At 69.4% G+C, this 25905-nt stretch carries 23 protein-coding genes; 17 read left to right on the plus strand and 6 right to left on the minus strand.

From position 1 onward, the window contains the following. Positions 1–215: 215 nt before the first annotated feature. Entirely contained in the window at positions 216–1148 is a 933-nt protein-coding gene (locus ACESK8_RS09125) for a DMT family transporter (RefSeq protein WP_372968301.1), read from the minus strand. Between the two features lie 218 nt (positions 1149–1366). Here ACESK8_RS09125 and ACESK8_RS09130 point away from each other — a divergent pair, with 218 nt between their 5' ends. The 9 genes from ACESK8_RS09130 to ACESK8_RS09170 all read left to right on the plus strand — a co-directional run bounded on the left by ACESK8_RS09130 (position 1367) and on the right by ACESK8_RS09170 (position 10768). Continuing rightward, positions 1367–2653 (plus strand): adenylosuccinate synthase, encoded by a 1287-nt coding sequence (locus ACESK8_RS09130; protein ID WP_372968302.1) that lies wholly within the window; start codon positions 1367–1369, stop codon positions 2651–2653. A 7-nt stretch (positions 2654–2660) separates the two neighbouring features. Further along, positions 2661–3770, plus strand: a complete 1110-nt coding sequence (locus ACESK8_RS09135; RefSeq protein WP_372968303.1) for a lactonase family protein — start codon at positions 2661–2663, stop codon at positions 3768–3770. Positions 3771–3827: 57 nt separating this feature from the next. Beyond that, positions 3828–5222: an MFS transporter gene (locus ACESK8_RS09140; RefSeq protein WP_372968304.1), complete on the plus strand. Its 1395-nt coding sequence runs from the start codon at positions 3828–3830 to the stop codon at positions 5220–5222. 291 nt (positions 5223–5513) lie between these two features. Continuing rightward, a complete protein-coding gene (locus ACESK8_RS09145; protein WP_372968305.1) occupies positions 5514–6947 on the plus strand; it encodes an NAD(P)/FAD-dependent oxidoreductase in 1434 nt (477 codons plus the stop codon). A 183-nt stretch (positions 6948–7130) separates the two neighbouring features. After that, entirely contained in the window at positions 7131–7433 is a 303-nt protein-coding gene (locus ACESK8_RS09150; RefSeq protein WP_372968306.1) for a DUF427 domain-containing protein, read from the plus strand. 65 nt (positions 7434–7498) lie between these two features. After that, positions 7499–8386 carry an ABC transporter ATP-binding protein gene (locus ACESK8_RS09155; RefSeq protein WP_372968307.1) on the plus strand — a complete coding sequence of 296 codons (888 nt, stop codon included), beginning with the start codon at positions 7499–7501 and terminating at the stop codon, positions 8384–8386. Continuing rightward, a complete protein-coding gene (locus tag ACESK8_RS09160) occupies positions 8383–9063 on the plus strand; it encodes an ABC transporter permease (protein WP_372968308.1) in 681 nt (226 codons plus the stop codon). The genes ACESK8_RS09155 and ACESK8_RS09160 overlap by 4 nt, the downstream gene beginning before the upstream one ends. After that, positions 9060–9788, plus strand: coding sequence for an ABC transporter permease (locus ACESK8_RS09165; RefSeq protein WP_372968309.1), 729 nt, complete (start codon positions 9060–9062; stop codon positions 9786–9788). The genes ACESK8_RS09160 and ACESK8_RS09165 overlap by 4 nt, the downstream gene beginning before the upstream one ends. A gap of 53 nt (positions 9789–9841) precedes the next feature. Then, positions 9842–10768, plus strand: coding sequence for an ABC transporter substrate-binding protein (locus ACESK8_RS09170; protein ID WP_372968310.1), 927 nt, complete (start codon positions 9842–9844; stop codon positions 10766–10768). Between the two features lie 69 nt (positions 10769–10837). Here ACESK8_RS09170 and ACESK8_RS09175 read toward each other — a convergent pair whose 3' ends face one another. Beyond that, positions 10838–12085: an AI-2E family transporter gene (locus ACESK8_RS09175; RefSeq protein WP_372968311.1), complete on the minus strand. Its 1248-nt coding sequence runs from the start codon at positions 12083–12085 to the stop codon at positions 10838–10840. A gap of 93 nt (positions 12086–12178) precedes the next feature. Here ACESK8_RS09175 and ACESK8_RS09180 point away from each other — a divergent pair, with 93 nt between their 5' ends. The 3 genes from ACESK8_RS09180 (at position 12179) to ACESK8_RS09190 (ending at position 14998) form a co-directional block, all read left to right on the plus strand. After that, positions 12179–12478, plus strand: a complete 300-nt coding sequence (locus ACESK8_RS09180) for a chorismate mutase (RefSeq protein ID WP_372968312.1) — start codon at positions 12179–12181, stop codon at positions 12476–12478. A gap of 138 nt (positions 12479–12616) precedes the next feature. Beyond that, complete coding sequence (locus ACESK8_RS09185) at positions 12617–13783, plus strand: ROK family protein (protein ID WP_372968313.1); 1167 nt, start codon at positions 12617–12619, stop codon at positions 13781–13783. Between the two features lie 402 nt (positions 13784–14185). Further along, positions 14186–14998: a M57 family metalloprotease gene (locus ACESK8_RS09190; protein WP_074731515.1), complete on the plus strand. Its 813-nt coding sequence runs from the start codon at positions 14186–14188 to the stop codon at positions 14996–14998. A gap of 107 nt (positions 14999–15105) precedes the next feature. Here the strand turns inward: ACESK8_RS09190 and ACESK8_RS09195 are convergent, their stop codons facing one another. Genes ACESK8_RS09195 through ACESK8_RS09205 form a run of 3 tightly spaced genes read right to left on the minus strand, consistent with a single transcriptional unit; the run spans position 15106 to position 18279 of the window. Further along, on the minus strand, positions 15106–16026 hold the full coding sequence (locus tag ACESK8_RS09195; RefSeq protein ID WP_174521391.1) for a carbohydrate ABC transporter permease: 921 nt from the start codon (positions 16024–16026) through the stop codon (positions 15106–15108). Between the two features lie 2 nt (positions 16027–16028). Continuing rightward, positions 16029–17000, minus strand: coding sequence for a carbohydrate ABC transporter permease (locus tag ACESK8_RS09200; protein WP_372968314.1), 972 nt, complete (start codon positions 16998–17000; stop codon positions 16029–16031). Positions 17001–17031: 31 nt separating this feature from the next. After that, positions 17032–18279, minus strand: coding sequence for an extracellular solute-binding protein (locus ACESK8_RS09205; RefSeq protein WP_372968315.1), 1248 nt, complete (start codon positions 18277–18279; stop codon positions 17032–17034). Positions 18280–18567: 288 nt separating this feature from the next. On the opposite strand from ACESK8_RS09205, the gene ACESK8_RS09210 reads away from it, so the two are divergent. Genes ACESK8_RS09210 through ACESK8_RS09230 form a run of 5 tightly spaced genes read left to right on the plus strand, consistent with a single transcriptional unit; the run spans position 18568 to position 23109 of the window. Continuing rightward, positions 18568–19467: an SIS domain-containing protein gene (locus ACESK8_RS09210; protein ID WP_372968316.1), complete on the plus strand. Its 900-nt coding sequence runs from the start codon at positions 18568–18570 to the stop codon at positions 19465–19467. A 24-nt stretch (positions 19468–19491) separates the two neighbouring features. Then, positions 19492–20484: an ROK family protein gene (locus ACESK8_RS09215; protein WP_372968317.1), complete on the plus strand. Its 993-nt coding sequence runs from the start codon at positions 19492–19494 to the stop codon at positions 20482–20484. Then, positions 20481–21422, plus strand: coding sequence for a 1-phosphofructokinase family hexose kinase (locus tag ACESK8_RS09220; protein WP_372968318.1), 942 nt, complete (start codon positions 20481–20483; stop codon positions 21420–21422). The genes ACESK8_RS09215 and ACESK8_RS09220 overlap by 4 nt, the downstream gene beginning before the upstream one ends. After that, complete coding sequence (locus ACESK8_RS09225; protein ID WP_372968319.1) at positions 21419–22273, plus strand: ketose-bisphosphate aldolase; 855 nt, start codon at positions 21419–21421, stop codon at positions 22271–22273. Before ACESK8_RS09220 ends, ACESK8_RS09225 begins: the two co-directional genes overlap by 4 nt. 59 nt (positions 22274–22332) lie before the next feature. Then, positions 22333–23109 carry a DeoR/GlpR family DNA-binding transcription regulator gene (locus tag ACESK8_RS09230; protein WP_372968320.1) on the plus strand — a complete coding sequence of 259 codons (777 nt, stop codon included), beginning with the start codon at positions 22333–22335 and terminating at the stop codon, positions 23107–23109. A 257-nt stretch (positions 23110–23366) separates the two neighbouring features. Here the strand turns inward: ACESK8_RS09230 and ACESK8_RS09235 are convergent, their stop codons facing one another. Further along, the gene (locus tag ACESK8_RS09235) at positions 23367–25793 is read right to left on the minus strand and encodes a CHAT domain-containing protein (protein ID WP_372968321.1); all 2427 of its coding nucleotides are present in this window, start codon (positions 25791–25793) and stop codon (positions 23367–23369) included. Positions 25794–25905 lie beyond the last annotated feature (112 nt).

The following is a 25905-nucleotide window of genomic DNA, read 5'->3' on the forward strand; positions in this document are numbered from 1 at the left end:
GGTGCGGGGCGCGAGCGCGGCCGGTACGGGGATGTGGTGCGTGGTCAGTTGTGCATCTGGAAGGCGGCTTTGGGGTGCGTTTGTGACCACGCACTGTTCAGTCGCAGTGCGGGCGCAGAGCGGCCAGACAGCGAGCGGCCCGACGCGATGGCGCGCAGCCAGAGCCGAGTCAGCGCAAGCGGCGCCCCGGGGCGCATCGCGTCAGCCGGGATGGATCAGGCGCGGCGGCCCCAGCGCATCCGTGTGACGAGCACGCCGAGAAGGCACAGCGCGCCGCCCACGAACATGAGCGGAGTGGGAACCTCGCCGAGGATCGCCCACGACATCAGGATGGCGATCGCCGGGACCACATAGGTCGTGGCGGAGGTCTGCCCGGCGGTGCTGCGCTGCAGCACATAGGCCCAGGTCGTGAACGCGATCGCGGTCGGGAAGATGCCGAGGTAGACGACCCAGAGCGTCGAGTCGAGAGGAGCGGTCTGGAGGGCGCCGATCAGGCTGCCCGTCCACGGGAGCAGTGCGAGGGTGCCGGCCAGCGCACCGAACCAGGTCAGCGTCGTCGCGTCGGATCCGGCGCTGAGCAGATGCTTCTGCAGCAAGGTGCATCCGGCATACATCACCGCCGCGAGCAGGGCGAGGAGCAACCCGGTGATATCCGGTCCCTCGCTCGTGGACGAGTTCATGCCGATCAGCACGACGCCGAGGAAGGCGATCGGCGCCCCGATGATGAGCGGCTTCGGGAAGCCCTCGCGCAGGAACAGCCCGCTGAAGACCACGACCATGAGCGGTGCGAGGTTCACGACCATCGCGGCCGTCCCCGCATCGAGGGTGCGCTCGGCGGCGTTCAGCGCCAGGTTGTAGACGCAGAACCATCCGACACCCCACACGACGACCAGCCACCAGTGCCGCCGGTCGGGAAGACGGATGCCGTGCCGCACCGCGATGATCGCGAGCGCGGCGCTGCCGACGGCCATGCGCAGCAGCGCCAGGGCTCCGGGGTCGAAGTGCGGTCCTGCACCGCGGATGCCGATGAACGCCGACGCCCACAGCACGACCGTCACGATGGCGGCGACGAGCACGAGCGGTCCCTGGCGGCGGGGCTGCTCGGAGTGGAGGATGTCGTCGCGATTCGCGCGACCGGTCTTCGGCATCCTCTGATCGTGCCACCGGCCACGGACATCGGCGATGCGCCGAAGCGACAGCATCCGGTCGATTCCCGCCATCGGTCCGCTTCGCCGTGAGACGAGTGTCCGGACCGCAGCAGTCCGTGGCCCGGACGGCCCGGAACAACCCTTCGATAGGATGGAGCCGCCCGAAGAGGGCCAGCTCATCAGCCGGTGCAAACCCGGCGGAAGCAAGGGGGATACCCATGCCAGGAATCGTTATCGTCGGCGTCCAGTGGGGCGATGAGGGCAAGGGCAAGGCCACCGACCTGCTCGGCGAGCGCACCGACTGGGTCGTGAAGTTCAACGGCGGCAACAACGCGGGCCACACCGTCGTGGTCGGCAACGAGAAGTACGCCCTGCACCTGCTCCCCTCCGGCATCCTCTCGCCCGGGGTCACGCCGGTCATCGGCAACGGCGTCGTGATCGATCTCGAAGTGCTCTTCAGCGAGCTCGAGGCCCTCGGCGGGCGCGGCATCGACGTCTCCCGCCTGAAGGTGAGTGCCAACGCGCACATCATCACCCAGTACCACCGCACGCTCGACAAGGTGACCGAGCGCTTCCTCGGCAAGCGGATGATCGGCACCACCGGACGCGGCATCGGACCGGCCTACGCCGACAAGATCAACCGCGTCGGCATCCGCGTGCAGGACCTGTTCGACGAGAACATCCTCCGCCAGAAGGTCGAAGGCGCCCTCGATCAGAAGAACCACCTGCTGGTGAAGATCTTCAACCGTCGCGCGATCACGGCCGACGAGGTCGTCGAGGACCTGCTGTCGTACGCCGAGCGCCTGCGTCCGATGGTCGCCGACACCGGCTACCTGCTCGACGAGGCGCTGCGTCGCGACGAGGTCGTCGTCTTCGAGGGCGGCCAGGCCACCATGCTCGACGTCGACCACGGCACCTACCCGTTCGTCACGTCGTCGTCGGCGACCGCCGGCGGCGCCTCCACCGGATCGGGCGTCGGCCCCGGCGCGCTCGACCGCATCGTCGGAATCGTCAAGGCCTACACGACCCGCGTCGGCTCGGGTCCGTTCCCGACCGAGCTGTTCGACGAGCAGGGCGAATGGCTGCGCTCGCGCGGCTTCGAGTTCGGCACCACCACCGGCCGCCCGCGCCGGGTCGGCTGGTACGACGCGCCGATCACCCGCTACGCCACCCGCGTGAACGGCATCACCGATCTCGTCCTCACCAAGCTCGACATCCTCACCGGTCTCGAGCAGATCCCGGTGTGCGTGGCGTACGACGTCGACGGTCGTCGCTTCGACGAGGTGCCGGTCAACCAGACCGACTTCCACCACGCGACGCCGGTCCTCGAGTACTTCCCGGGCTGGAGCGAGGACATCTCGACCGCACGCACGTTCGACGACCTGCCGAAGAACGCGCAGGACTACGTTCTCGCCCTCGAGGCCATGAGCAACACCCGCATCTCGGTCATCGGCGTCGGCCCCGAGCGCGACCAGGTCGTCGTGCGCCACGACCTCCTGGACTGAGGCTGACATGACCCGGTTCTGGCTCGGCGGGTACGGACCCGCGATGGACGGCTCTGCCGACGGCATCGGCCTGCTCGCGGGCGACGAGAGCGCGCCGACGGCTCTGGAGTACCGCGGCGCGGTGACGCAGACGCCGTCGCCGTCGTGGCTGGCGCAGCATCCGACCCTCGACGTCGTCTATGCGGCGCTCGAAGGGGATGCCGCGGTGCAGGCGTTCGCGCGCAGCGGCGAGTCGGAACTTCGCCCTCTCGGAGACCCCGTCGAGGCGGGTGACGGAGTCTGCCACGTGGCCGTCTCCTCCAGCGGATCGTTCCTCATCGCGAGCTGCTACGGCGACGGCCGGGTCGTCCGCATCGGCATCGACGGGCAGGGCCGCCTGGTGCCGGATGCCGTGAACAAAGCCGCCGAGCTGCGCGCCGCACTGCTGGGCGAGCCCATCGAAGCCTCGGCTCCTGCGGGGGTCGCCGCCGCGGCATCCGATCCGCATCCGGGCGAGCGCACGGCCACCGGCGAGGAGCGGGCCTCGCACGCGCACTCAGCCGCCTTCCTCGCGGACGGCCGCATCGCGACGACCGATCTCGGATTCGACCTCGTGCGCATCTGGCGTCCGACCGGCGGCGCGCTGGTGCTCGACCACGAGGTCGTTCTTCCCGCAGGCACCGGTCCTCGCCACATGGTCGTGCACCCCAGCGGGCACCTGCACATCGTCACCGAGTACTCGTGCGAGGTCTTCACCCTCGCGGCGGGCCCCGACGGCACCTGGGCTGTCGTGTCGTCGGTGCTGGCGAGTCCGATCGCCGAGATCGGGGTCGACTTCCCGGCAGAACTCGTCCGCAGTCGTGACGGTCAGTTCCTCTACACGGCACTGCGCGGCAGCAACACGATCGCAGCTCTGCGCGTGCGGGGCCAGGGCGAGAGCCTCGAGCCGATCGCCCTCGCCGACTCGGGCGTCGACTGGCCGCGTCATCACCTCGTGCACGAGGGCAAGCTGCTCGTCGCAGGTCAGCGGTCCGACACGATCGCATTGCTCGACCTCGACGAGCGGACGGGGGCCCCGCTCGGCATCCGGCACACGGCCCAGGTCCCGTCCCCCACGCACTTCCTGCCGGCTCGCTGACACTCGGCGCGACCTCGACTTGACCTCAACCTTTGTTGAGGTTCTACGGTCGAGCACATGACCACTGACACCGGCGGGGCGCAGACCGCCCAGGCCACCCCCGGCATCCTGGGCAGCGCCTACGTGTGGATCACGATCGGCGCATGTGCGCTGGTGTTCCTCGGGGCGTTCGAATCCCTCGCCGTCACGACCGTGATGCCGGCGGTGAGCGCCGACCTCGACGGGGAGCGCCTCTACGCCCTCGCGTTCGCGGGGCCCCTCGCCACGGGCGTGATCGGCATGGCGGTCGCGGGCAACTGGGCGGATCGCCGCGGACCCGTTGCTCCCCTCCACGCGTCCGTGGCGCTGTTCGTCCTCGGCCTGGTCGTCGCCGGACTCGCGCCCACCATGGAGGTGCTCGTCGCCGGGCGCTTCGCGCAGGGGCTCGGAAACGGCGGATTGATGGTCGCCCTCTACGTCGTCGTCGCCCGCGTCTACCCGCGCAGTCTGCATCCCGCGATCTTCGCCGGATTCGCCGCCGCCTGGGTCGTGCCTTCCCTCGTCGGCCCGACCGTGGCGGGTGCCGTCACCGAATTGTGGAGCTGGCACTGGGTGTTCCTCGGCGTCGTCTTCCTCGTCGTGCCCGCTCTGCTCATGGTCGTCCCCGCCCTTCGGGGCCTCTCCGGCGACGGTGATGCGACGACGCCGTGGGCCCTCGGTCGAATCGGATGGTCGGTGCTCGCGGCGGTCGCTGTGCTCGCGCTGAACCTGGTGGGTGATGTGCCGATGGCGGGGCCTGTTCTCGCCGTCGTCGCGGTCATCGCCGCGCTCATCGCGGTTCGGGCGCTGCTACCCTCGGGCACCCTGCGTGCCCGGCGCGGACTCCCTTCCGTCCTCCTCGTTCGAGGGCTCGCAGCGGCCGGATTCTTCGGCGCCCAGGTCTACATCCCGTACCTGCTGACCGAGCGCTACGAGGTGTCGCCGACCGTCGCGGGGCTCTCCCTCACAGGCGGAGCGCTGGCCTGGTCGGCCGCCGCCACCCTGCAGGGACGCATGGGTGTCCGACTCTCGAGTGTCGTCGCCGTGAAGATCGGAACGGTGCTCGTCGTCGGGGGAGTCGTGCTGGCGCTCGCCGCCACCGTGCTCACCGCACCGGTCGCCGTGATCATCGTCGCGTGGATCGTCGCCGGTGCGGGCATGGGGCTCATGAGCCCACGGACGAGCGCGCTGACTCTCGAGATGTCGGCACCCGAGAACCAGGGCTTCAACAGTTCGGCCATGACCGTGGCCGACTCCTTCGGCAGCGCGCTCGCGCTCGCGATCACAGGGGTGCTCTTCACAGGACTGGCGGGAGTGGGCGACCCGTTCGTCGCGGTGTTCGCGTTCGCCGGGATCATCGCGCTCGCCGCAGCGGTGCTCGCGCCAAGGGTCGCGCCGCGGGTCGCGCCGCTGGTCGCGCCGCAGGGTGCCTGACCTGGCGTTCACAACTCAGTCCGAATGTGGGCGGCGAGGTCGGAGAGGGGTGTTCCGGGCGGATTCGACACGTTCATGCTGACTTGTGAACCGAGGCCGCGCCACAACTCCGGAGAATCGGCATCGTGTCCCGGGATCGGCCCGGTTTCGGGGGCCAGTCGAGCTGAATTTCCGGAGTTGTGGAGGACGAAGACGCCTGCCGCGGCGCGCCCGGCGACGCGCCGACGGAACAATCGCCCCGTGACTCGACGTTGCTCTTGAGCAAGACTGGGCGACGGAGAGGCGCATCCCATGACTGCTGACAAGACCGACGAATACGACCTGATCGTCCTGGGCGGTGGGCCGGTGGGCGAGAACGTCGCCGACCGCGCCGTGCAGGGCGGCCTGACCGCGATCATCGTGGAGAGCGAGCTGGTCGGCGGCGAGTGCTCGTACTGGGCGTGCATGCCGTCGAAGGCGCTGCTGCGTCCGGCCCAGGCGCTGCGCGCGGCGCAGAACGTCAAGGGGTCGGCCGAGGCCGTGACCGGGAGACTCGACGTGCGCGCGGTGTTCGACCGCCGCGACTCGTTCACGAGCAACTGGTCCGACGACGGACAGGTGAAGTGGCTCGACTCGGCCGGCATCGACCTCGCCCGCGGGCACGGACGCCTCTCGGGCGAGCGCGAGGTGACGGTCACGGATGCCGACGGCGGCACCCGCGTGCTGCATGCCCGCCACGCCGTCGCGATCAGCACCGGATCGGATGCCGTGATCCCGCCGATCCCGGGTCTTCGCGAGTCCTCTCCCTGGACCAGCCGTGAGGCCACCAGCGCGGAGGAGCTGCCTGACTCGCTGGCGGTGATCGGCGGAGGCGTCGTCGCGGTCGAGATGGCGACCGCGTACGCGGCGCTCGGCTCGACGGTGACTCTGATCGCCCGTAGCGGGCTGCTCGGATCGATGGAGCCGTTCGCGGGTGAGCGCGTCGCCGCAGGGCTGGCTGAGCTCGGCGTCGACGTGCGCACCGACACCGGCACGACGAGCGTCTCCCGTGACGGCGACGGGGTGTCGATCGTGCTCGATGACGGATCGACGGTCACGGCGACCGAGGTGCTGGTGGCGACCGGCCGTTCCCCGCGCAGCGGCGACATCGGCCTCGACGTCGTCGGCCTCGAGGCGGGACGGTGGATCACGGTCGACGACACCCTGCGGGTGCCCGGATCCGACTGGCTGTACGCCGTCGGCGACGTGAACGGACGTGTGCTGCTGACTCACCAGGGCAAGTACCAGGCCAGGGCGGCGGGAGATGTGATCGTGGCGCGCGCCCAGGATGCCGAGGTGGACGACGCCGCCTGGGGTCGTCACGCCGCGACGGCCGACCACGCAGCCGCCCCGCAGGTGACGTTCTCGTTCCCGGAGGTCGCCTCCGTCGGTCTCACCGAGGCGGATGCGCGCGCAGCGGGACACGAGGTCGCCGTGATCGACTACGACCTCGGCGGCGTCGCCGGCGCGAGCCTCTACGAGGACGGCTTCGAGGGACAGGCCCGACTCGTGATCGACTCCGAGCGCGACGTCATCCTCGGCGCGACCTTCGTCGGTCCGGAGGTCGCCGAGCTCGTGCAGACGGCGACCGTGGCGATCGTCGGCGAGGTGCCGATCGCACGGCTCTGGCACGCGGTTCCGGCGTATCCGACCATCAGCGAGGTGTGGCTTCGCCTGCTCGAGAGCTACGGGCGGGACTCGGCATGAGCCGCGAAGAGCGGATGCCGCGGGCGGCCATCCGTTCCGGCATCCGCTCCGAACAGGCTGTGAGACCTGGCGCGTCGCGCGCGCCCGGAGCAGGATTGTTTCCCACATTGACGGCATCCGGCGCTCGCTGAGCCGAATGTCGCACACCTCTAATACGCTCGAACCCACCGAGGAGGCAGGACCATGAAGGCTGTACTCGCAGGAACCGTCATCGCTGAAGCAGACGAGAACGATCTCGCGCGCATCGAGGGCAACTGGTACTTCCCACCGGCATCCATCACGGAGGGCGTGCTCGTCGAGAGCCCCACCCCGTACACCTGCCCGTGGAAGGGCGCTGCCCAGTACTTCTCCGTCCAGGCGGGCGGCGAGCTGCACACGGACTACGCCTGGTCGTATCCGAACCCGTACCCGAGCGCCTTCGACCGCGTGGGCAAGGACTTCTCGGGCTTCGTCGCCTTCGACCCGCGGGTCGAGGTCTCTGCATGACCTCTGTATGCCGCAGCCGAGGCGCTGATGCCCGCCTCGTCGATCGATCGACCGGAGAGTAAATCGTGATCGAGTTCCGCAACGTCACCAAGCAGTTCCCCGACGGGACGACCGCCGTCAAGGACTTCAGTCTGGTGCTGCCGTCACGCAAGACGACGGTCTTCGTCGGATCCTCGGGATGCGGCAAGACCACTCTGCTCCGCATGATCAACCGCATGGTCGAGCCGACGTCGGGCGAGGTCGAGATCGACGGCGAGAGCGTGCTGGGCGGGGACCCGGTCGCGCTGCGTCGACGCATCGGCTACGTCATGCAGAACTCCGGCCTGATGCCGCACTTCACGGTGATCGACAACGTCGCCACCGTGCTGCGGCTGACCGGCGTCAAGAAGGCGCCGGCGCACGAGCGCGCGCGTGAGCTGCTCAAGACGGTCGGTCTCGACCAGTCGCTCGCCGAGCGCTATCCGAGCCAGCTCTCGGGCGGACAGCAGCAGCGTGTGGGCGTGGCCCGCGGACTCGCGGCAGACCCGAACATCCTGCTGATGGACGAGCCGTTCGGGGCCGTCGACCCGATCGTCCGCGCTGATCTGCAGCAGGAGACGCTGCGGCTGCAGCACGAGCTCGACAAGACCGTCGTGTTCGTGACGCACGACATCGACGAGGCTTTCCTGCTCGGCGATCAGGTCGTGATCCTCGACAAGGGTGCCCGCATCGTGCAGGTGGGCAGCCCGAGCGAGATCATCGAGAGCCCGGCTGATGACTTCGTGGCGTCCTTCATCGGCGCTGACCGAGGTCGCCGCGCGCTGCACCTCAAGGAGACCCCGCACGGAACCGTCGTGGTCGATTCCGAGGGGCGCACCCAGGGCGCGATCGTGACGGCGCCCGAGAAGTCGGACGGACCTCTCGCCGGACCGGATGCCGCCGCCCTCGGCGCGGTGCAGGGCGGGCTCACGTGAACTGGGTCGTCGACAACCTCGGGCTGATCCTCGAGTTGACTCTGGTGCATCTGCGCCAGAGCATCATCCCGATCATCCTGGGATTCGTGCTGTCGCTCCCGCTGGGATGGGTCGCCTGGCGGTTCCGCCTCGTGCGCGGTCCCATCATCGTGCTCACCGGACTGCTGTACACGATCCCGTCGCTCGCGCTGCTGATCCTGCTCCCCTCGGTCGCCGGCTACTCGGCGCGCAGCGAGGCCAATCTCGTGATCGCCCTCACGATCTACGCCATCGCGATCCTGGTGCGTGCCGTCTCCGACGGGCTCGACTCCGTCGACGACGACGTGAGACAGGCCGCCACCGCCACCGGGTTCGCGTCGTTCCGCCGCTTCTGGGCGGTGGAGTTCCCACTCGCGGGACCGGTGATCCTCGCGGGCCTGCGCGTGACGGCGGTGAGCACCATCTCGCTCGCCACGGTCGGCATCCTGATCGGTGTGACGAACCTCGGGTACCTCTTCACCAACGGACTCGACCGCCGCATCATCGCCGAGGTGTTCGCCGGTGTCATCGCGGTGGTCGTCATCGCGCTGCTGATCGACCTCATCCTGCTGCTCCTCGGCCGGGCGCTCATGCCCTGGACGCGAGCGGCGTCGAAGAAGGCGACGGCTCGCCCGGTGATCGTGGGGGCTCCCGCATGAACCTCTTCGCCGAGGCCTTCGCCTGGATGCTCGCTCCCGCCCAGTGGACGGGCAACTACGCGCTTCCCAAGCTGCTGGGCGAGCATCTCGCGCTGACCGCGATCTCGGTGCTGATCGCCGCGGTCATCGCGGTGCCGATCGGCTGGCTCATCGGACACACCGGCAAGGGTCGGGAGGTCGCCGTCGCGATCTCCGGCGCCGCACGCGCGATCCCCGCGTTCGGTCTCATGATCCTGCTCGTGCTCCTGCTCGGGGTGCTCCGCGTCCCCCAGGCCGCCATCATCACGTTCGTGCTGCTCGCGATCCCTTCGCTGCTCGCCGGTGCCTACACGGGCCTGGAGGCGATCGATCGTCGGGTGATCGACTCGGCCAAGGCGATGGGCATGACCGGCTGGCAGATCTTCTGGAAGGTCGAGGTGCCTCTCGGGCTGCCGCTGCTCGTCGGCGGCATCCGCTCCGCCCTCCTGCAGGTCATCGCGACCGTCACGATCGCCGCCTACGTGAATCTCGGCGGACTCGGATGGCCGATCATCCAGGGCATCCCGCTGCAGAAGTTCGACCAGGTGCTCGCCGGTGCGATCCTCGTCGCCGCGCTGGCCCTCCTCGTCGACCTGATCCTCGCCGCCGTGCAGCACGCTGCAGTCCCGGCAGGACTCCGCACCGGTCGCCCGACCGGCCGCCGCTCACGCGACCTGAACCCCGCCGCCGCGCCCGTCACCGCGTGAGCCACCCGCAGATCTCCCCGTCCCCACAGCAGTCCCAGAGAAGAGGAAAGTCCATGTTCACAGCACGAGGCAAGCGTTCTGTCTTCGCCGTCGGTCTTGTCGCCGCGGCCGCACTCGCCCTGTCCGCCTGCTCGTCGAGCAACCCGCTCGACGAGCCGTCGTCCGACTCGGGCGAGGGCTCGGGCAACGGCGAGACCATCGTCGTCGGCTCGCAGGCGTACTACTCGAACGAGATCATCGCCGAGATCTACGCCCAGGCGCTCGAGGCCGCGGGCTTCGACGTCGAGAAGCAGCTCAGCATCGGCCAGCGCGACGCGTACATGCCCGACGTCGAGTCCGGCGACATCGATGTCTTCCCGGAGTACACGGGCAGCCTGCTCGAGTACATCTCGGATGACGAGATCGACGTCACCAGCCCCGACGACGTGTACGCCGCGCTGCAGGATGCGCTGCCCGAGAGCCTCACGGCGCTCGACTACGCCGAGGCATCCGACCAGGACTCCTACACGGTGCTGAAGAGCTTCGCCGAGGAGAACGATCTGAAGACCATCGGCGACCTCGCCGACGTGACCTCGCCGGTGACGATCGGTGCGGCTCCCGAGTTCGAGCAGCGCCCGTACAGCCCGGCCGCCGCCAAGGAGGTCTACGGCGTCGACCTGACGTTCTCGGCCACCGGCCCGACGACGCTCGAGTCGCTGCTCGCCGGCCAGATCCAGGTCGCCGACATCTACACCGCCGACCCGGCGTTCGAGACCGAGGACATCGTGGCCCTGGAGGACCCCGAGAACCTGATCATCTCGTCGAACGTCGTGCCGATCGTCTCGAGCGACATCGCCGATGACGTGTCCGACGTCCTCAACGCCATCAGCGCCAAGCTGACCGCCGAGGAGCTCGTATCCCTCAACGTGCTGAGCACGGTCGAGGAGCAGTCGTCCGCTGACATCGCCAAGAAGTGGCTGGAAGACAACGACCTGGTCTGATCCGGAGTCAGCTGCATCCAGAAGTGCCCGGCCCCTCAGGGGGTCGGGCACTTCGTCGTGCGAAGGGCGCTAGACCCTGGCATCCTGCCGGGGCACGAGCACCTGCTTGATGATGATGAGGATGGATGCCGCCACCGGCACGGCGACGAGCGCGCCGAGCAGACCGAGCAGGGTTCCGCCGGCGAGGGCGCCGATCACGACGAGCGAGCCGGGGATGGCGATGGCGCGGTTCATCACGCGTGGGGTGATCACGTACGCCTCGATCTGCATGTAGACGAGGTAGATGAGCGCGAAGACGAGCGCGGCGATCGGGTCGGTGAAGAGCGCGAGGCCGGTGCCGATGATCCAGAACAGGACAGACCCGACCAGTGGGATGAGCGTGATGCAGAACGCCACGGTCGCCATCAGCGGGGGGAACGGCAGGTCGAGGAACAGGTAGAGCAGGAACGCGAGAAGGGCATTGCAGAACGCGAGAACGACCATCCCCATGACGTAGGCCCCGACCGAGTCGGTGATCTGCTCGGTGATGTCGGCGGCGCGTGCGCGGTCGCGTGCGGGGGCGAGACGCAGCAGGCCCGACTTGATCGACGGCAGCGTCGCGACGAAGTAGAGCGTGAGCACCAGGACGACGATGATCCCCGAGATGGCGTTCGCGATCGAGGCTCCGACCTGCAGGGCGCCGCCGCCGATCGCGGCGATGTTGCCCGGGTCGGTGAGGAAGGTCTGCACGTCGGCGACGAGCGACTCGAACTGGTCGCCGAACTGGTCCTCGAGGGTCGCGTAGACGTCGCTGCGGGTGAATTCCTGGATCATCCCCGGCACGGATCGCACGAAGCCGGAGATCTGCTCGATCACGACGGGCAGCACCATCCAGAGCACGAGTCCCGCGGCGACGATGAGGGCCAGGATCGCGACGACCACGGAGATCGCCCGCGAGAGGCCGCGTCGTTCGAGGAAGCGGACCGTGGGGTCCAGGCCGAGGGCGGCGAACAGAGCGAGCGCGATGTAGATCAGCACCGTCGACAGGTTCGCGACGGCCAGCCCCAGCACGAGGGCAGCGAGGCCGCCGAGCGTGACGAGGAAGCCGAACGCGAAGGGGCGGTCGATGCGGGTCCAGAACGAACGACTGGGCGTCATCGGCTCGACGAGCACCGTGCGGGGCGCGGCCGGCGCCGGCGCGACGGCCGGAGGGCCGACAGGCGCTGCGGCTTCGCCGGAAGGCGCGACCGTCTGCTCCACCGTCTGGTCCCCTGCGGTGACGGCGTCGGATGCGGCAGCGGACGCGCTCGGAGACGGTTCCTGCTCTTCTCGGCTCATCTGCTCACGATAGCGTCCACCTGCGCGCCCACCGCGTCGTCCGAGGTCGGCGGAACGGGTGCTCGAGCCGCGTGTTTCCGTAGAGTAGGGGGCATGACCGCTGCCGAAGACCCCCGGGCTGAACTCCTCAGACTCCGCTCCAGCATCGACAACATCGATGCCGCACTCATCTTCATGCTGGCCGAGCGTTTCCGGGCCACGCAGCAGGTCGGCCAGCTCAAGGCCGAGCATGAGATGCCGGCATCCGATCCCGGCCGCGAGGAGCAGCAGGTCTCGCGACTGAGGGCCCTCGCCGAGGAAGCTCATCTCGACCCGGAGTTCGCCGAGAAGTGGTTCAACTTCGTCGTGGCCGAGGTGATCCGTCACCACACGGAGGCTGCGGAAGGACGATGATCCGGCCTTCCGGGCGAGTGACAGTGTGTGCAGCACTCACTCGCCCGGGGGCCGAACTAAGTTTATTGAATAAACTATGACCGAGGGTACGCACGACATCCTCGTCTGTCAACCGAATCCGATACCGGGACCCGATCCATGCTGAACGGCGACGACGCACTCGACACGCAGGCGTCGGTTCGTCGTGCGAATCTGCGGCGGGCGCTGCAGCTCGTGTTCCGCGCCCCGGGCGCGCAGACCCGGGCGGGAATCGCCCGCGGCACGGGACTCACCGCCGCGACAGCCTCCTCGCTCGTCGCGGAGCTCATCGAGCTCCGCCTCATCGTCGACGGTGAGCAGGCCGCGAGCACCGGAGGGAAACGGGCGACGACGCTGAGCATCGACGCCGACCACCACCTGATCGTCGTGATCGTGATCCGCCCCACGGACGCGCGGATCGCACTCGTCGCCCTCGACGGCACCGAGGTCGAGACGCACCGGGTCACGTACACCGAGAAGACCAGAGACCGGATGCTCGACGAGGCCGTCGCAGACCTGGCGCGCGAGCACGCCGGCCGGCTGCTCGTCGCGGGAGTGCAGCTGCCGGGGACGACCGACGGACGCCGCGTCTTCGAGAGCGTGCAGCTGGACTGGACCGACGTGCCGCTGGCCGATCGCTTCGAGCGGCTGCTCGCCGTACCCGTGCTGCTGGTCAACGACGTCGATGCCGAGGCCATCGCGGAGGCGGCCAGGGAAGACGAGTCCGCCGGGTATCGGCTGTTCATCCACATCGGCACCGGGATCGGCGCTGCGGTCACCCTCGACGGTGAGCTCGCGCCGGGGCCCCGCGACCGTGCGGGCGAGATCGGTCACGTGCAGGTCGTGTTCAGTGATGACGCGCGCACCTGTCGATGCGGACGCGTGGGATGCCTCGAATCCGTGGCGTCCATGACGGCGATGCTCGGGGACGACTTCGACGATGCGCTGGACGACGCGGCCATCGCCGGCCTGGCCGCCGCTGCCGATCAGGCCGGGCTGGCCGACGGCGCCCGCGCGCTCGCGCGCACGATCAAGCTCATCGCCGCGGTGCTGGATGCCGCGGAGGTGGTGATCGGGGGCCCGGCTCGTGCTCTCGGCGCACCGTTCCTCGAGCTCGTCCAGGCGGAGATCGACTACACGGCGACCGGTACGACGCGGGTCCCCGTCCGGTTCGCCGACGCGGGAGCATCGATCTCGACCGGCGTCGCCCAGGTCGCGCTGTCCAGCGCACTGGGAGTCCGGTGGAGTCCGGCGCAGCTGCGCGCGGCATCCGCTCTCCGCGACTGAGTCGCCCGCCCGCCGCCCCTGCCCGCCCCCGCCCCTGCCCGTTCTCGGCCCCTGCCCGCCCGCCCGCCGGAGCGCTCGCGCCGGTCCGTGCGGGGTCAAGAACGCACCCGGAATGCCCGATTCGGATGCGAAATCGACCACCGCACAGAGGGCGCGGACCGCAGGCCCGACTTCCCGCCGAGCCGCGCGGCACCTTCGACCAACCCGCGAACGCGAATTGTTGACCTTCGTCCAAAAATAGGTCAACGTTCGGCGGATCGCGTTGACTCGTCCTCGCGAGCGCCGTTACGTTGAGCGAGCTTCGGCACCGTCGGCGACGCAAGGATGCTCACCGATCGGCCGGAGCCCGCTCGCCGATCAGGCGCGCGGAATCGCTCTGCAAAGGACACCGAAGTGCGAATCATGAGAAACCTTGCGCTCGCCGCCACCGCGGCCGCAGCGCTCTGCCTCGGCACCGTCATCCCGGCCGCCGGTGCGACACCCGTTCCGGACGACAACGGCGACGTTCCCTCCTACCAGGAGTTCGCGGCGTCGACCTATCGCGACGTCGACGGCGCCTACGTCGTCAACGGAGACGAGGTGATCTCCACCAAGCGCGAGCTGCGCGAGTTCTACGAGCAGCTCCTCGGCCCCGAGACCATGAATGACGGCCTCATCGTCAATACGGTCAACAGCGTGGATGACAAGTGGTCGGCCAGCCGCGCGGCGAACCTCACCTACTGCGTGAGCACCAAGTTCGGCGCCCGTCACACGGATGTCGTGAACGCGATGGCCAGCGGCGCCGCACTCTGGGAGTCCGCGTCGTCGAAGATCAACTTCGTCTACGTCCCGAGCGCCGACGGCAACTGCACGACGCGCAACAACGCGGTGCTGTTCTCGGTCGAGCCTGTCCAGACTTCGCAGTACATCGCACGGGCGTTCTTCCCGAGCACGCCGGACCGTCAGCAGAACGTCCTGATCGATGACTCGATCTGGTCGTCCGGCTCCTGGACCCCGACGAACATCATCGGCCACGAGCTCGGCCACGTGCTGGGCTTCCGTCACGAGCACACCCGCCCCGAGGCCGGGACCTGCTTCGAGGACAACAACTGGCGTCCGCTGACCCCGTACGACTCGTCGTCGGTCATGCACTACCCGCAGTGCAACGGCACCTCGGACGACCTGTCGATGACCAGCGTCGACGTCGCCGGTGTGGTCGCCCTCTACGGGAACTGACACCGCGCGCCTGAGCACAGACACGCAGCACAGACACACAGCACAGGCACACAGAGGGGTCCGGTCGATGTCGACCGGACCCCTCTTCGCTGTCAGTGCCTCGCGCCCTACTTCACGCTGCCGGCGGTGAGACCGCCGACCAGGCGCTTCTCGATGAGCATGAACAGGATGACGACAGGCAGGATCGCGACGATCGAGACGCCGAACACGTACTGCCAGCTCGTCTCGTACTGACCGACGAACTTGGTCAGCGCCACTGAGAGCGGCTGGTTCTTGTCGGTGGACAGGATCACGAGCGACGCGGCGAACTCGTTCCAGCAGGCCACGAACGTGAAGACGATCGCGGTGACGATGCCGGGCCAGACGAGCGGCAGGTTGATCTTGAACAGCACCGTGAAGCGTCCTGCTCCGTCGATCTGCGCGGCCTCGTCGATCTCCTTCGGGATGCCGGCGAAGAACGAGTGCATGATCCACACCGCGAATGACAGGTTGAATGCCGCGTTGATGAAGATCATCGCCGCCCACGTGTCTCCGAGCCCGAGCACCGTGAACTGCCGGAACAGGCCGGAGGTCAGCACGGCCGGCTGCAGCATCTGCGTGACGATCACGAGGAACAGGAACACCATGCGACCGGGGAACTTGAACCGGGCGGTGTAGTACGCGGCCGGCAGTGAGACGAGCAGCACGAGCAGCGTCGCGAAGACGGCGATGATGATCGTCGAGATCAGGTTGTACGGCAGCGGCGTCTCGGGGGTCGACCACATCGAGATGTAGTTCTCCCAGTGCCACTCGATCGGGAAGTAGGTCGGGTCGACCGAACGGATCTGCGGCTTCGTCTTCACGGAGCCGAAGAACATGATCAGGTACGGCAGCACGAAGATCGCGAGCACGAGGATGCCGGCGGCCATGCGGAGGATGACCCGGGGCAGCGTCACCTGGTCTTCGGTGTACCGGCGCTTGCGGCCGGGGATGCGGGGAGCGGCGTCGTCACCGGCAGTCGTGACGAGGGCGGTCTCGGTCAGGGTCATGATCAGACCTCCTTCATGGGCTTGACGGCCTTGACGTAGATCGCGACGATCACGATCACGATGAGGAACGCGACGACCGACAGGGCGCTGGCGACGTCGACCTTCTTCTGCAGCTCGATGTACTTGAAGATCATCGTCATGATCGTGTCGGCGCCGTAGCCGGGGATCGACCCGGTCATGACCTTGAGGATCGGCAGCGAGTTGAACACGTTGATGATGTTGATGAGCACCGCGACGGCGAGGGCGCTGCGCAGTTGCGGGAGCACGATCGTCCAGTAGGTGCGGGTGGCGCCGGCGCCGTCCATCTTGGCGGCCTCGAGGGTGTCGGACGGGACCGTCTGGAGTCCGGCCAGGATCGTGTAGGTCGTGAAGGGCAGCGAGACGAAGATGGCGATCACGATCGACCAGGCGAACGCGGTCGCGGGATTCTTCGTCCAGCCGTAGCCGACCGCGTCATCGGACAGTCCGATGTCGTAGAGGAACTTGTTGAGGACCCCGAAGTACGGCTCGAGGCTGTAGTAGAAGACCATCGTCGTCATCACGACGGATGCCGCCCACGGCACGATCACGGCCATGCGCACGATCTGGCGGCCGGGGAACGCCTTGTTGAGGATCTGCGCGAGTCCGAGCGAGATCATCACGGTGAATCCGACGACCACCACGACCCAGACGACCGTGCGGAAGATGATCGGCCAGAACTCGGCGAACGTGAAGACGGTGACGAAGTTGTCGAAGCCGACCGATCCCTTGTCGAGACCGGACAGCGAGATGTCACGCGTGGAGTTGAAGAACATCACTCCGGCGGGGAACAGCACGACGCCGATGATGAGCAGGAGCGCCGGGGCGATCCAGGGCAGGGCCTGCAGGAGGTCCTTGCCCCCCGGCCTGCCCCGCGTCGCCTTCGCAGCGCCCGGGGTGCGGGGGCGGCCGGTGGCCGCCCCCGCGAGGTTCGGGGATTCTGTCGTCTGGCTCATGGGAATATCCGAACCTCTCCGTCGGCGGGGCTCAGCCCGCGTCGACCTGTGCCTGGATCTCGGTCAGCACGTCCTGTGCCGACTTCGTCTGGAGCTGACCGAACAGCGACTTGAACGCACCGTCGGTGGCGGACCACTTCGGGTTCGTCGACGGGTAGAACTGGGCGTCGGGCAGGACCTCGAGGAACGGCGCGAGCGCCTCCTCGCCGGCGAGCTGCTCGGCACCGGACTTGGTGACCGGCAGGAAGCCCTCCGCCTGCACCCACGGCACGTACACGTCGGCCGAGTAGTAGTAGTCGAAGAACTTGGTGATCGCCTCCTGCTTGTCGCCGTCGTTCTGGAACGCCATCAGCTGGTCCATGACGCCGAGCGTGAACGGCGAGCCGTCCTCGGTCGGGATCGGGACGATGGAGTAGTCGAGCTCGGGGTTGCCCTCCTCGATCTGGCCCACCGTCGGCGGCAGACCGACCTGCATGCCGATCTTGCCCTGGATGAAGATGTCCATCAGAGGGGACCGCTGGGTGGAACCGGGGTCGGCCTGAGTGGCGCCCGCGTCGATCATCTTCTTGATCTGCTCGGCACCGGCGAGGTTCTCGGGGGTGTCGATCGTGATCTCGGATGCGTCACCGAAGGATCCGCCGCCGCCCCACAGCCACACGGCTGCCTCGGCCTGCGCCTCTTCAGAGCCGAGCGGCATGCCGTATCCGGCGACACCGCCACCGAGAGCGGACACCTTGGTCGCGGCATCCAGCAGCTCGTCCCAGTCGGTCGGCGCCTCGACGCCGGCCTGCTCGAGCAGGGCGTTGTTCACGAACAGCGCGCGAGCGGATGCGATCAGCGGCAGTGCGTATGCGGTGCCGTCGACCTCGGCGTTCGCGAGGAACGACTCCTGGAAGTCGGCGAGCGTGTCCTCGGACACGACGTCGGAGACCGGGTAGAGCAGCTCGTCGGAGACGAATCCGGCGAACGGACCTCCGTTGTAGATGTCGGGTGCCTCGCCCGCCTGGATCTTGGTGGAGACGACCTTCTCGAGGTTGTCCCAGGACTGCACCTCGAGGTCGACCTTGATGTCGGGGTTCTCCTTCTGGAAACCGTCGATCACGTCCTCCCACAGCCCCTTGGTGGCGTCGGAGTAGCTCGGCACGAGGAGGTTGAGCGTGGTCTCGCCGTCGGCGTCGCCTCCGCCGCCTCCGGTCGTGCCGCCGAACCCGCACGAAGCGAGCGTGAGCGTGGCGGTGGCCGCAAGAGCGGCGGCGCCGAATCGCAGTGACTTCTTCATGTGTATTGCATTCCTCACTGTGTAGGTGGTGCACAGTCGCAAGCACAACACGCGACGGTGCGTGTGACCGCCTCCCCCGGTGGAGGGACGATCGGGTCAAGCCGGGTCGGCTCGGGGAACCCTCCTTGGACCGGATCGCCGGAGGGGGCGTGGAACTTGTTCGATTATTTGTCAGGAGAATAAACAAATCAAGAGGAACCTTGCAACAGTTCCTTGTTTCGAAATACTATGATCGAATAAGCCTCTAAACAATCACAAACCTGCAACATCTGGTCCGGAGGGTCCGACATGACTGAACTTCTGCCCGGCGCACACATGCGCGAAGAGCTCACCTCGCAGCCCGAGACCTGGGCGCGCGCGGCCGAGCTGCGCACCGAGCAGGCGCTGCTGCCGGCATCCGGAGCACGGGTCGCGGTCGTCGGCTGCGGCACCTCCTGGTTCATGGCGCAGTCGTACGCGTTCCTCCGCGAGAGCTCGGGGCAGGGCGAGACCGATGCCTTCGCCGCCTCCGAGTCGTTCGTCGATCGCGGCTACGACGCTGTCGTCGCCCTCACCCGATCGGGGACCACCACCGAGGTGCTCGAGCTCGTCGACCGCATCCGCGGTCGCGTCCGCACCATCGGCGTGATCGGCGATGAGACCTCCCCGCTGGTCTCGCTCGTCGACGACGCGGTGCTGCTGCCCTTCGCGGACGAGAAGTCTGTCGTGCAGACGCGCTTCGCCACCACGGCACTGGCGCTCTTCCGCGCCTCGCTCGGTGAGGACCTCACCGGGGCGATCGACGACGCTGCCGCCGTGCTCGCCGCCTCTGACGACGATGATGAGCTCCGCGATGCGGAGCAGTACTCGTTCCTCGGTCGCGGCTGGACCGTGGGCCTCGCCCACGAGGCGGCTCTCAAGATGCGCGAGTCGTCGCAGTCGTGGACCGAGTCGTACCCGTCGATGGAGTACCGTCACGGCCCGATCGCGATCGCCGCTCCCGGCCGCGTCACCTGGCAGTTCGGAGAGGCTCCCGAGGGGCTCGCCGCACAGGTCGAGTCCACCGGAGCGCGCTTCGTGCAGCATCCGATCGACCCGCTCGCCGACCTCGTGCGCCTGCACCGCGTGGCGCTCGACAGGGCGGTCGCCCGAGGCCTCGACCCCGACCAGCCGCGCAACCTCACGCGATCCGTCATCCTGGATGCATGACCCGAGCCACCTGCGGAGCAGCCGATGACCATGCCTGAGGACGCCGCGCGCATCGACGACGTCCTGCGCGACGCATCGGGCGAGACGCTCGCCGCCGCACGGACGATGGGGGCCGGTGCCCCGGTGCTCGCCTTCGACGTGGGCGGAACCGACATCAAGTCGGCGCTGTTCGACGCCGACGGCGTGGCCCTCGGACTCCGGCGCACACCGACTCCGGTGGCCGACGGCGATCGCACCGAGGTGCTCATCGAGCGACTCGGGGTGCTGGCCGCCGAGCTGACGGCCGACCACCCCGACGTCGTGCCGCAGGCCGCCGGACTCGTCGTGCCCGGCATCGTCGACGCGGAGGCGGGGCTCGGCGTGTTCGCCAGCAACCTCGGGTGGCACGACTCCCCGCTCCGTGACCTCGCCTCCGCGAAGCTCGGGCTGCCCGTCGCCTTCGACCACGACGTGCGGGCGGCCAGCTGGGCCGAGCACCGTCTCGGCGGGGCGAGGGCCTACGCGAACTCGGTGGTGCTGGTGATCGGCACCGGGATCGCCGGGGCACTGCTCGTGGGGGGAGAGCCGTACACGGCGGGCGGGTACGCCGGCGAGATCGGCCATTCGCCGATCGCCGACGGGCCCGTGTGCGCGTGCGGGGCTCGAGGCTGCCTCGAGATGGTGGCGTCCGCCGGCGCCATCGCGCGACGGTACCGCGAGGCGACGGGTGTGAACCCGGACGGTGCGAAGGACGTGATCGCCCGGGCCGCCGCGGGCGACCGGATCGCCGCCGAGATCTGGAACTCGGCCCTCGACGCCCTCACCCTGTCCCTCGCCCAGCTCACGGCGGTGGTCGCGCCGGAGGCGATCGTGATCGGCGGAGGACTCTCCCGAGCCGGGGGCGCTCTCTTCGACGAGCTACGCGCGCGCCTGGCCGAACGGCTCAGCTTCCACCGCATCCCCGAGCTGGTCCCCGCGGAGCTGTCCGGCAACGCCGGCATCCTGGGGGCGGCGCTGCGCGCCAGGGAGCTCGCATGATCCTCACCGTCACCCCGAACCCCGCGCTCGATCTCACCTGGCGCATCGACCGGCTCGTGCCAGGCGCGACGCACCGAGCGGATGCCGGGGTGGTCCGTGCCGGCGGCAAGGGCCTCAACGTCGCCAGAGTGGCGCACGCGCAGGGCGCCTCGGTACTGGCCGTGTCGACGGCGGGCGGTCGCAGCGGCATCGAGCTCGCCGCCGAGCTCGCGACCAGCGGCGTGCCGCACCGGCTCGTCCAGGTCGCCGGAGCCACCCGGCAGAGCATCGCCCTCGTCGACGAGTCGCTCGGCGACACGACGATCGTGAACGAACGCGGCGTGAACCCCTCCGACCCCGAATGGGCGGCCCTGCTCGGCGAGGTCGTCGACGCGCTCCCGGGCGCGCAGGTGCTGGTCGTGTCCGGCAGTCTTCCGCCCGGTGCGCCGGGGACGCTCCTGCCGCTGCTGATCGGCACCGCACGGGATGCCGGCGTGCCGGTGATCGTCGACACGTCAGGACCCGCCCTGCTCCAGGCGGCGGATGCGGGAGCATCCGTCCTCAAACCCAACGCCGCCGAGCTGGTCGAGGCGACCGGGATCGCCGACCCGATCGACGGCGCCCGCTCGCTGATCGCCCGCGGCGCCGAGCTCGTGCTCCTCTCGCTTGGAGCAGACGGCATGCTCGCCGTCACCGGATCGGAGGCGCTGCACGCGCGCCTGGACGCGCCGCTGTCGGGCAACCCGACCGGCGCGGGGGATGCCGGTGTCGCCGCGTGCGCCGTGCTGTACGCCGACGGCATCCGCGATCCCGAGACTCTCCTGCGTCGAGCGACGGCCTGGTCGGCCGCGGCCGTGCTGATGCCGCTCGCCGGCGAGATCTCCGACGACTGGGTGGCGTTCGAGGAGCGTCTGGTCGTCGCTCCCTTCCCCCGCACCGTTCGAGAGGACCCCCTGTGACCCTGGTCTCCGCCCGTGAACTCGTGACGGATGCCGCTGCCCGCGGCATCGGCATCGGCGCCTTCAACGTGATCCACCTCGAGACGGCCGAAGGACTCGTGCGTGCCTCGGCCGAGGCCGGACTGCCGGTCATCCTGCAGATCTCGCAGAACTGCGCCGACTATCACGGCGGACTCGAGCCGATCGCGCTCGCGACCCTGGCGGTGGCCAGACGGGCCGAGACGCCCGTGGCGGTGCACCTCGATCATGCCGAGCGCCCCGAGCTCGTCGATGAGGCGATCGCTCTGGGATTCGGCTCGGTCATGTTCGACGGCGGTGCGCTGCCCTACGACGAGAACGTCGCCGTCACGGCGGCGGTCGCCGAGCGCGCGCACGCGGCGGGCGTCTACCTCGAGGGCGAGCTGGGCGAGGTCGGCGGCAAGGACGGAGCGCACGCGCCCGGTGTGCGCACCGATCCCGACGAGGCCCGGGCGTTCGTCGCGGCGACCGGAGTCGATGCGCTCGCCGTGGCCGTCGGCTCGTCGCACGCGATGACCGATCGCACGGCATCCCTCGATCTCGACCTCATCGCCCGCCTGCGGGACGCACTCCCGGTGCCCCTGGTGCTGCACGGCTCGTCCGGAGTGGCCGACGCGGTGATCGCCGACGCCGTGCGGGCGGGCATGACCAAGATCAACGTGTCGACGCACCTCAACGGATTCTTCACCCGCGCCATCCGCTCGACGCTCGATGCGGATGCCAAGCTCGTCGACTCGCGCAAGTACCTGTCTCCGGCCCGCGCCGCGCTCGCCGGAGAGGCCGCACGACTGCTGCGCCTGTTCGCGCTCGACGACGTCCAGGTGCCGACGTGATCGCGGTGCCGAGGTGATGGTGGTCGGCGAGCCGCGATCGACACCGGCAGGATGGTGACATGAAACGCGCCGCCCGTCTGAACGCGATCCTCGACCTACTGGCCGCGGACGGCGAGGTGAACGTCGACGAGCTCGTGGAGCGCTTCGCGGCCTCCGCCGCGACCACCCGGCGCGACCTCGACTCGCTCGCCGAGCAGCGTCTGCTCACGCGCACGCATGGAGGGGCCGTGGCGCATTCGGTCGCCTACGAGCTGCCGATCCGCTACAAGAGCCACCAACGCAGCCAGCAGAAGGAGAGCATCGCTCAGGCGGCGGCGGGACTCGTCGCCCCGGGCATGGTCGTCGGGCTCTCCGGCGGCACGACGACCACGGCCATCGCGGCGGCGCTCGCCGCGCGGGACGACCTCTCCGTCGGACCCGGGATCACGGTGGTCACGAACGCCGTGAACATCGCCGCACAGCTCGCGACGCGACCGGACATCAAGGTCGTCGTGACCGGCGGGGTGATCCACTCCCGCAGCTACGAGCTCGTCGGTCCGTTCGTCGAGCAGCTGCTGCGCGGCGTGCGACTCGACATCGCCTTCATCGGCGTCAACGGGATGGATGCCACGGCCGGCGCCACCACGCAGGATGAGCGCGAGGCGGCGGTCAACCGCATGATGGCCGAGCGTGCTCGCCGCGCGGTCGTCGTCACCGACAGCAGCAAGATCGGCACAGTCGCGTTCGCGTCGGTCGGCGGTGCGGAGCTGTTCCCCGTGCTCCTCACGGACGACGGTGCCGGGGCGGCTGCCCTCGCGGAGCTGCGCGCGGCGGGCTACGAGGTCCTGACGGCCTGACGCCCCCGCGTCGCCGTCCGGACCCCGCCCGGGCTTCCGGCCATCCCCATGGCCGGACTCCTGGTGGGGATGCCGCGACCCTTTCTCGCGACATCCCCGGAGTAGATGGTGTCTGTCGTCCTCACACTCCCCAGTGCACGAGGTTCCCCAGTCGACTGCGCCTCCCTCGCGCTTCGTTTCCGAAGCCCTCCGCGTGGCACCTTCTGGAGATAAGGAGCGGGGCACCCCCGATCTGATACATCGTCTGGAGAAAAAGTTCAAAGCCCGCTGCCGTGGCACTGGAACGGGGCGGTGAGGCCGGTGCTCACGGCCGCCGAGGCCAGTGCCTCCGCGGGCAGTACGCCTGCCGCGAGCTCTTCGTGCACGGCGCCGAGGAGTTCGCAGGCGACGTCATCCGCCACCACCACCGGAGCCGCGATGACGCAGCGGGTGCCCGCGTGCAGCCAGACCCTGGTCATGCCCAGTGCCTCCTCGCCCCAGCGCACCGAGGAGCGGCCGAGCTCGCAGGCGGAGAGCACCACTGTGTCGGGCGCCCGGGAGATCAGATCGACGTCATAGCCGAACAGCGTGCCGTCGACCAGCTCGAATCCCGAGAACAGCGGGTTGTCGACCGCGTGACGGCCGTGCGCGGCGATGTGCAGCACGTCGACCCGCTCGGCGAGACCCGTGACCGCAGACACGCGGGCCTCGTCGCCGTGGAGGACCGCCGCACCGTTCCAGGCGGCAGCCGCGCGCCGCACCTCCTCGTCGGCCCTCGCCACCCGGGGTCCGGCGGCGAATCCCGCGGTGCGAGTCGCGCGGGTGGGCGCCGTGTCGCCGAGCCAGCGCGACACCGAGGTCGCGAGGGTGAACGGCGTGCCGACGAATCCCGGGAGCATGGCCCAGGGGATGCCGGCGAGGATGCCGGGCGCTGTCACCGCGAAGCGCGTCGCGCCGCCCGCCGCCGCCACGGCCGGGGACAGCAGCGCCTCGTCCAGCACGCGCAATCTCTCGTCGAGCGACCGCGCCACGACCTGCGCCATCGGGCCGCCGCGGGTGAGGGCGGAGACGTCGAGGTCGGCGCGGAGCCCGTCGAGCGCCGACTGGATGCGCGGCCACGACAGCTCCACGATCGATGCGGTCGAGCGGGTCACGACCACGCACAGCAGCGCCGTGCGCGTGTACACGTAGGCGAGGACGGCGGTGTCCTCGTGGAGCTGGGACTGCGTCTCGGCGAGGCCGAGGCGTTCGCGGCTGCGCCCCGCACCGGTCATCGACCACTGGCGGTCGCGCACTCGGTCGCGCAGCTCGCGCACGCGCGCATCCGTCGTCCAGTCCGAGCCCGCGAGGTCGGCGCGCAGCATCCGCAGCTCTGCCAGATCGGACGAGAGGTCGGCGTCGTGCGGAGGCCTGACCGGAGCTACTTGCTGGCTCAGGTGCCGGGCGCGCTCCGACCATTCGAACAGCACCTCCGGGACGCGCGAGCGAGCTGCCGCAGCGAGACCGGTGAAGACCAGCTCGGTGCCGTGCATCGCCACGGACGCCTGCAGGTCGAGCGCGCCGAAGGACTGCTGCCAGGTCGTGAGCAGGTCGAGCCCGTCGGAGGCGGCACGGCGGGCCTCGGCATCGCGACCCGCCGCGAAGGCCCGGGCGGCGCGCACTTCATGGGCGCGCAGACGCAGGGGTGTCGGGGCGTCGGCGGTGAGCCGCGGCATCCGTCCGCCGTCGCTCAGTCGTGCCGTCAGCGCGAGTGCGGCCGCCTCGGTGCGGTAGCCACCGCGACCGAGCGCCTCGACCGTTCGGGAGAAGTCGGCGGCGGACGGCGGGTTCTTCGGGGTGGCGCGCTGTCGGGCCTCGAGCCGCACGGCTTCGGCGCGAGCGGCCCATCCTTCGCTGCCGAGCGCGGCGAAGCGGCGGGAGGCCCGCGCCGCCGCGCGTTCGGCGGCGACGACGTCGTGCCTCAGCAGCGACCGCGCGAGGTGGAACTCGGCTTCACCGCGCGCCTGCCGCATCCGCTGCACGCCGAACTGCACGGCCACCGCGCCGAGCAGCTCCTCTGCCTCGGTGGTCAGACCGGCGTCGCGCAGCACTTCGGCGCGGTCAAGGTCGCTGATCGCGGCAGCCAGGTCACTCGTCGCGGCGAGGATCGGCCTGGACTGCGTCATGAGCGCGAGAGCGGTGACGAGATCGCCGCCGAGCAGTGCGGCGTAGCCGAGGTTGTGGCGGGCCTCGGCGAGCGGTTCGTCGGCTCCGTGCGCGTCGTAGGCGGCGATCGCGCGCTGCAGATCGGCGGTGCAGTCGTCGAGCCGGTGGCGCTGCATGGCCACGATCGAGCGGCCCATCAGGCAGTTCGCGCTCTCGATCGATCCGTCGTCGAGCCCGTCGATCGCCGCGGTGAGCAGCGCATGTGCCTCGTCGAGCCGGCCGCCGTGCATGAGGAGGGTGCCGAGCTGCCCCTGCAGGAGCGCGATCGTCTCGGCGTTGAGCCCCGGTCGCCGCAGCGCGTCACGCGACAGCGACTCCGCATCGGTGGGTTGGCCGGTCTGCGCCAGGACGTACGCCGTGGTGCCGTCGATGCGCGCCCGCAGGTCGGCATCCTCGGTGCGGGCGGATGCCGCAGTCAGGGCGCGTCGCGCCTGAGCGAACCTCCGCGCGTTGGCCGCATCGACGCCGCGCTGGTGCAGCTCGACGGCAGACAGGGGCATCTCACCAGAATGCCGGTCAGGTCGGTTGCAGGGAAGGTGTGCGGCCGCATCCGATTCCCGCATTGCCCGGGGGTCCGCTTCCGGTCGCTCGGCTCCGTGCTCCGCACGAATG

The sequence above is a fragment of the Microbacterium sp. genome (assembly GCF_041641055.1).
Classification (GTDB): domain Bacteria; phylum Actinomycetota; class Actinomycetes; order Actinomycetales; family Microbacteriaceae; genus Microbacterium.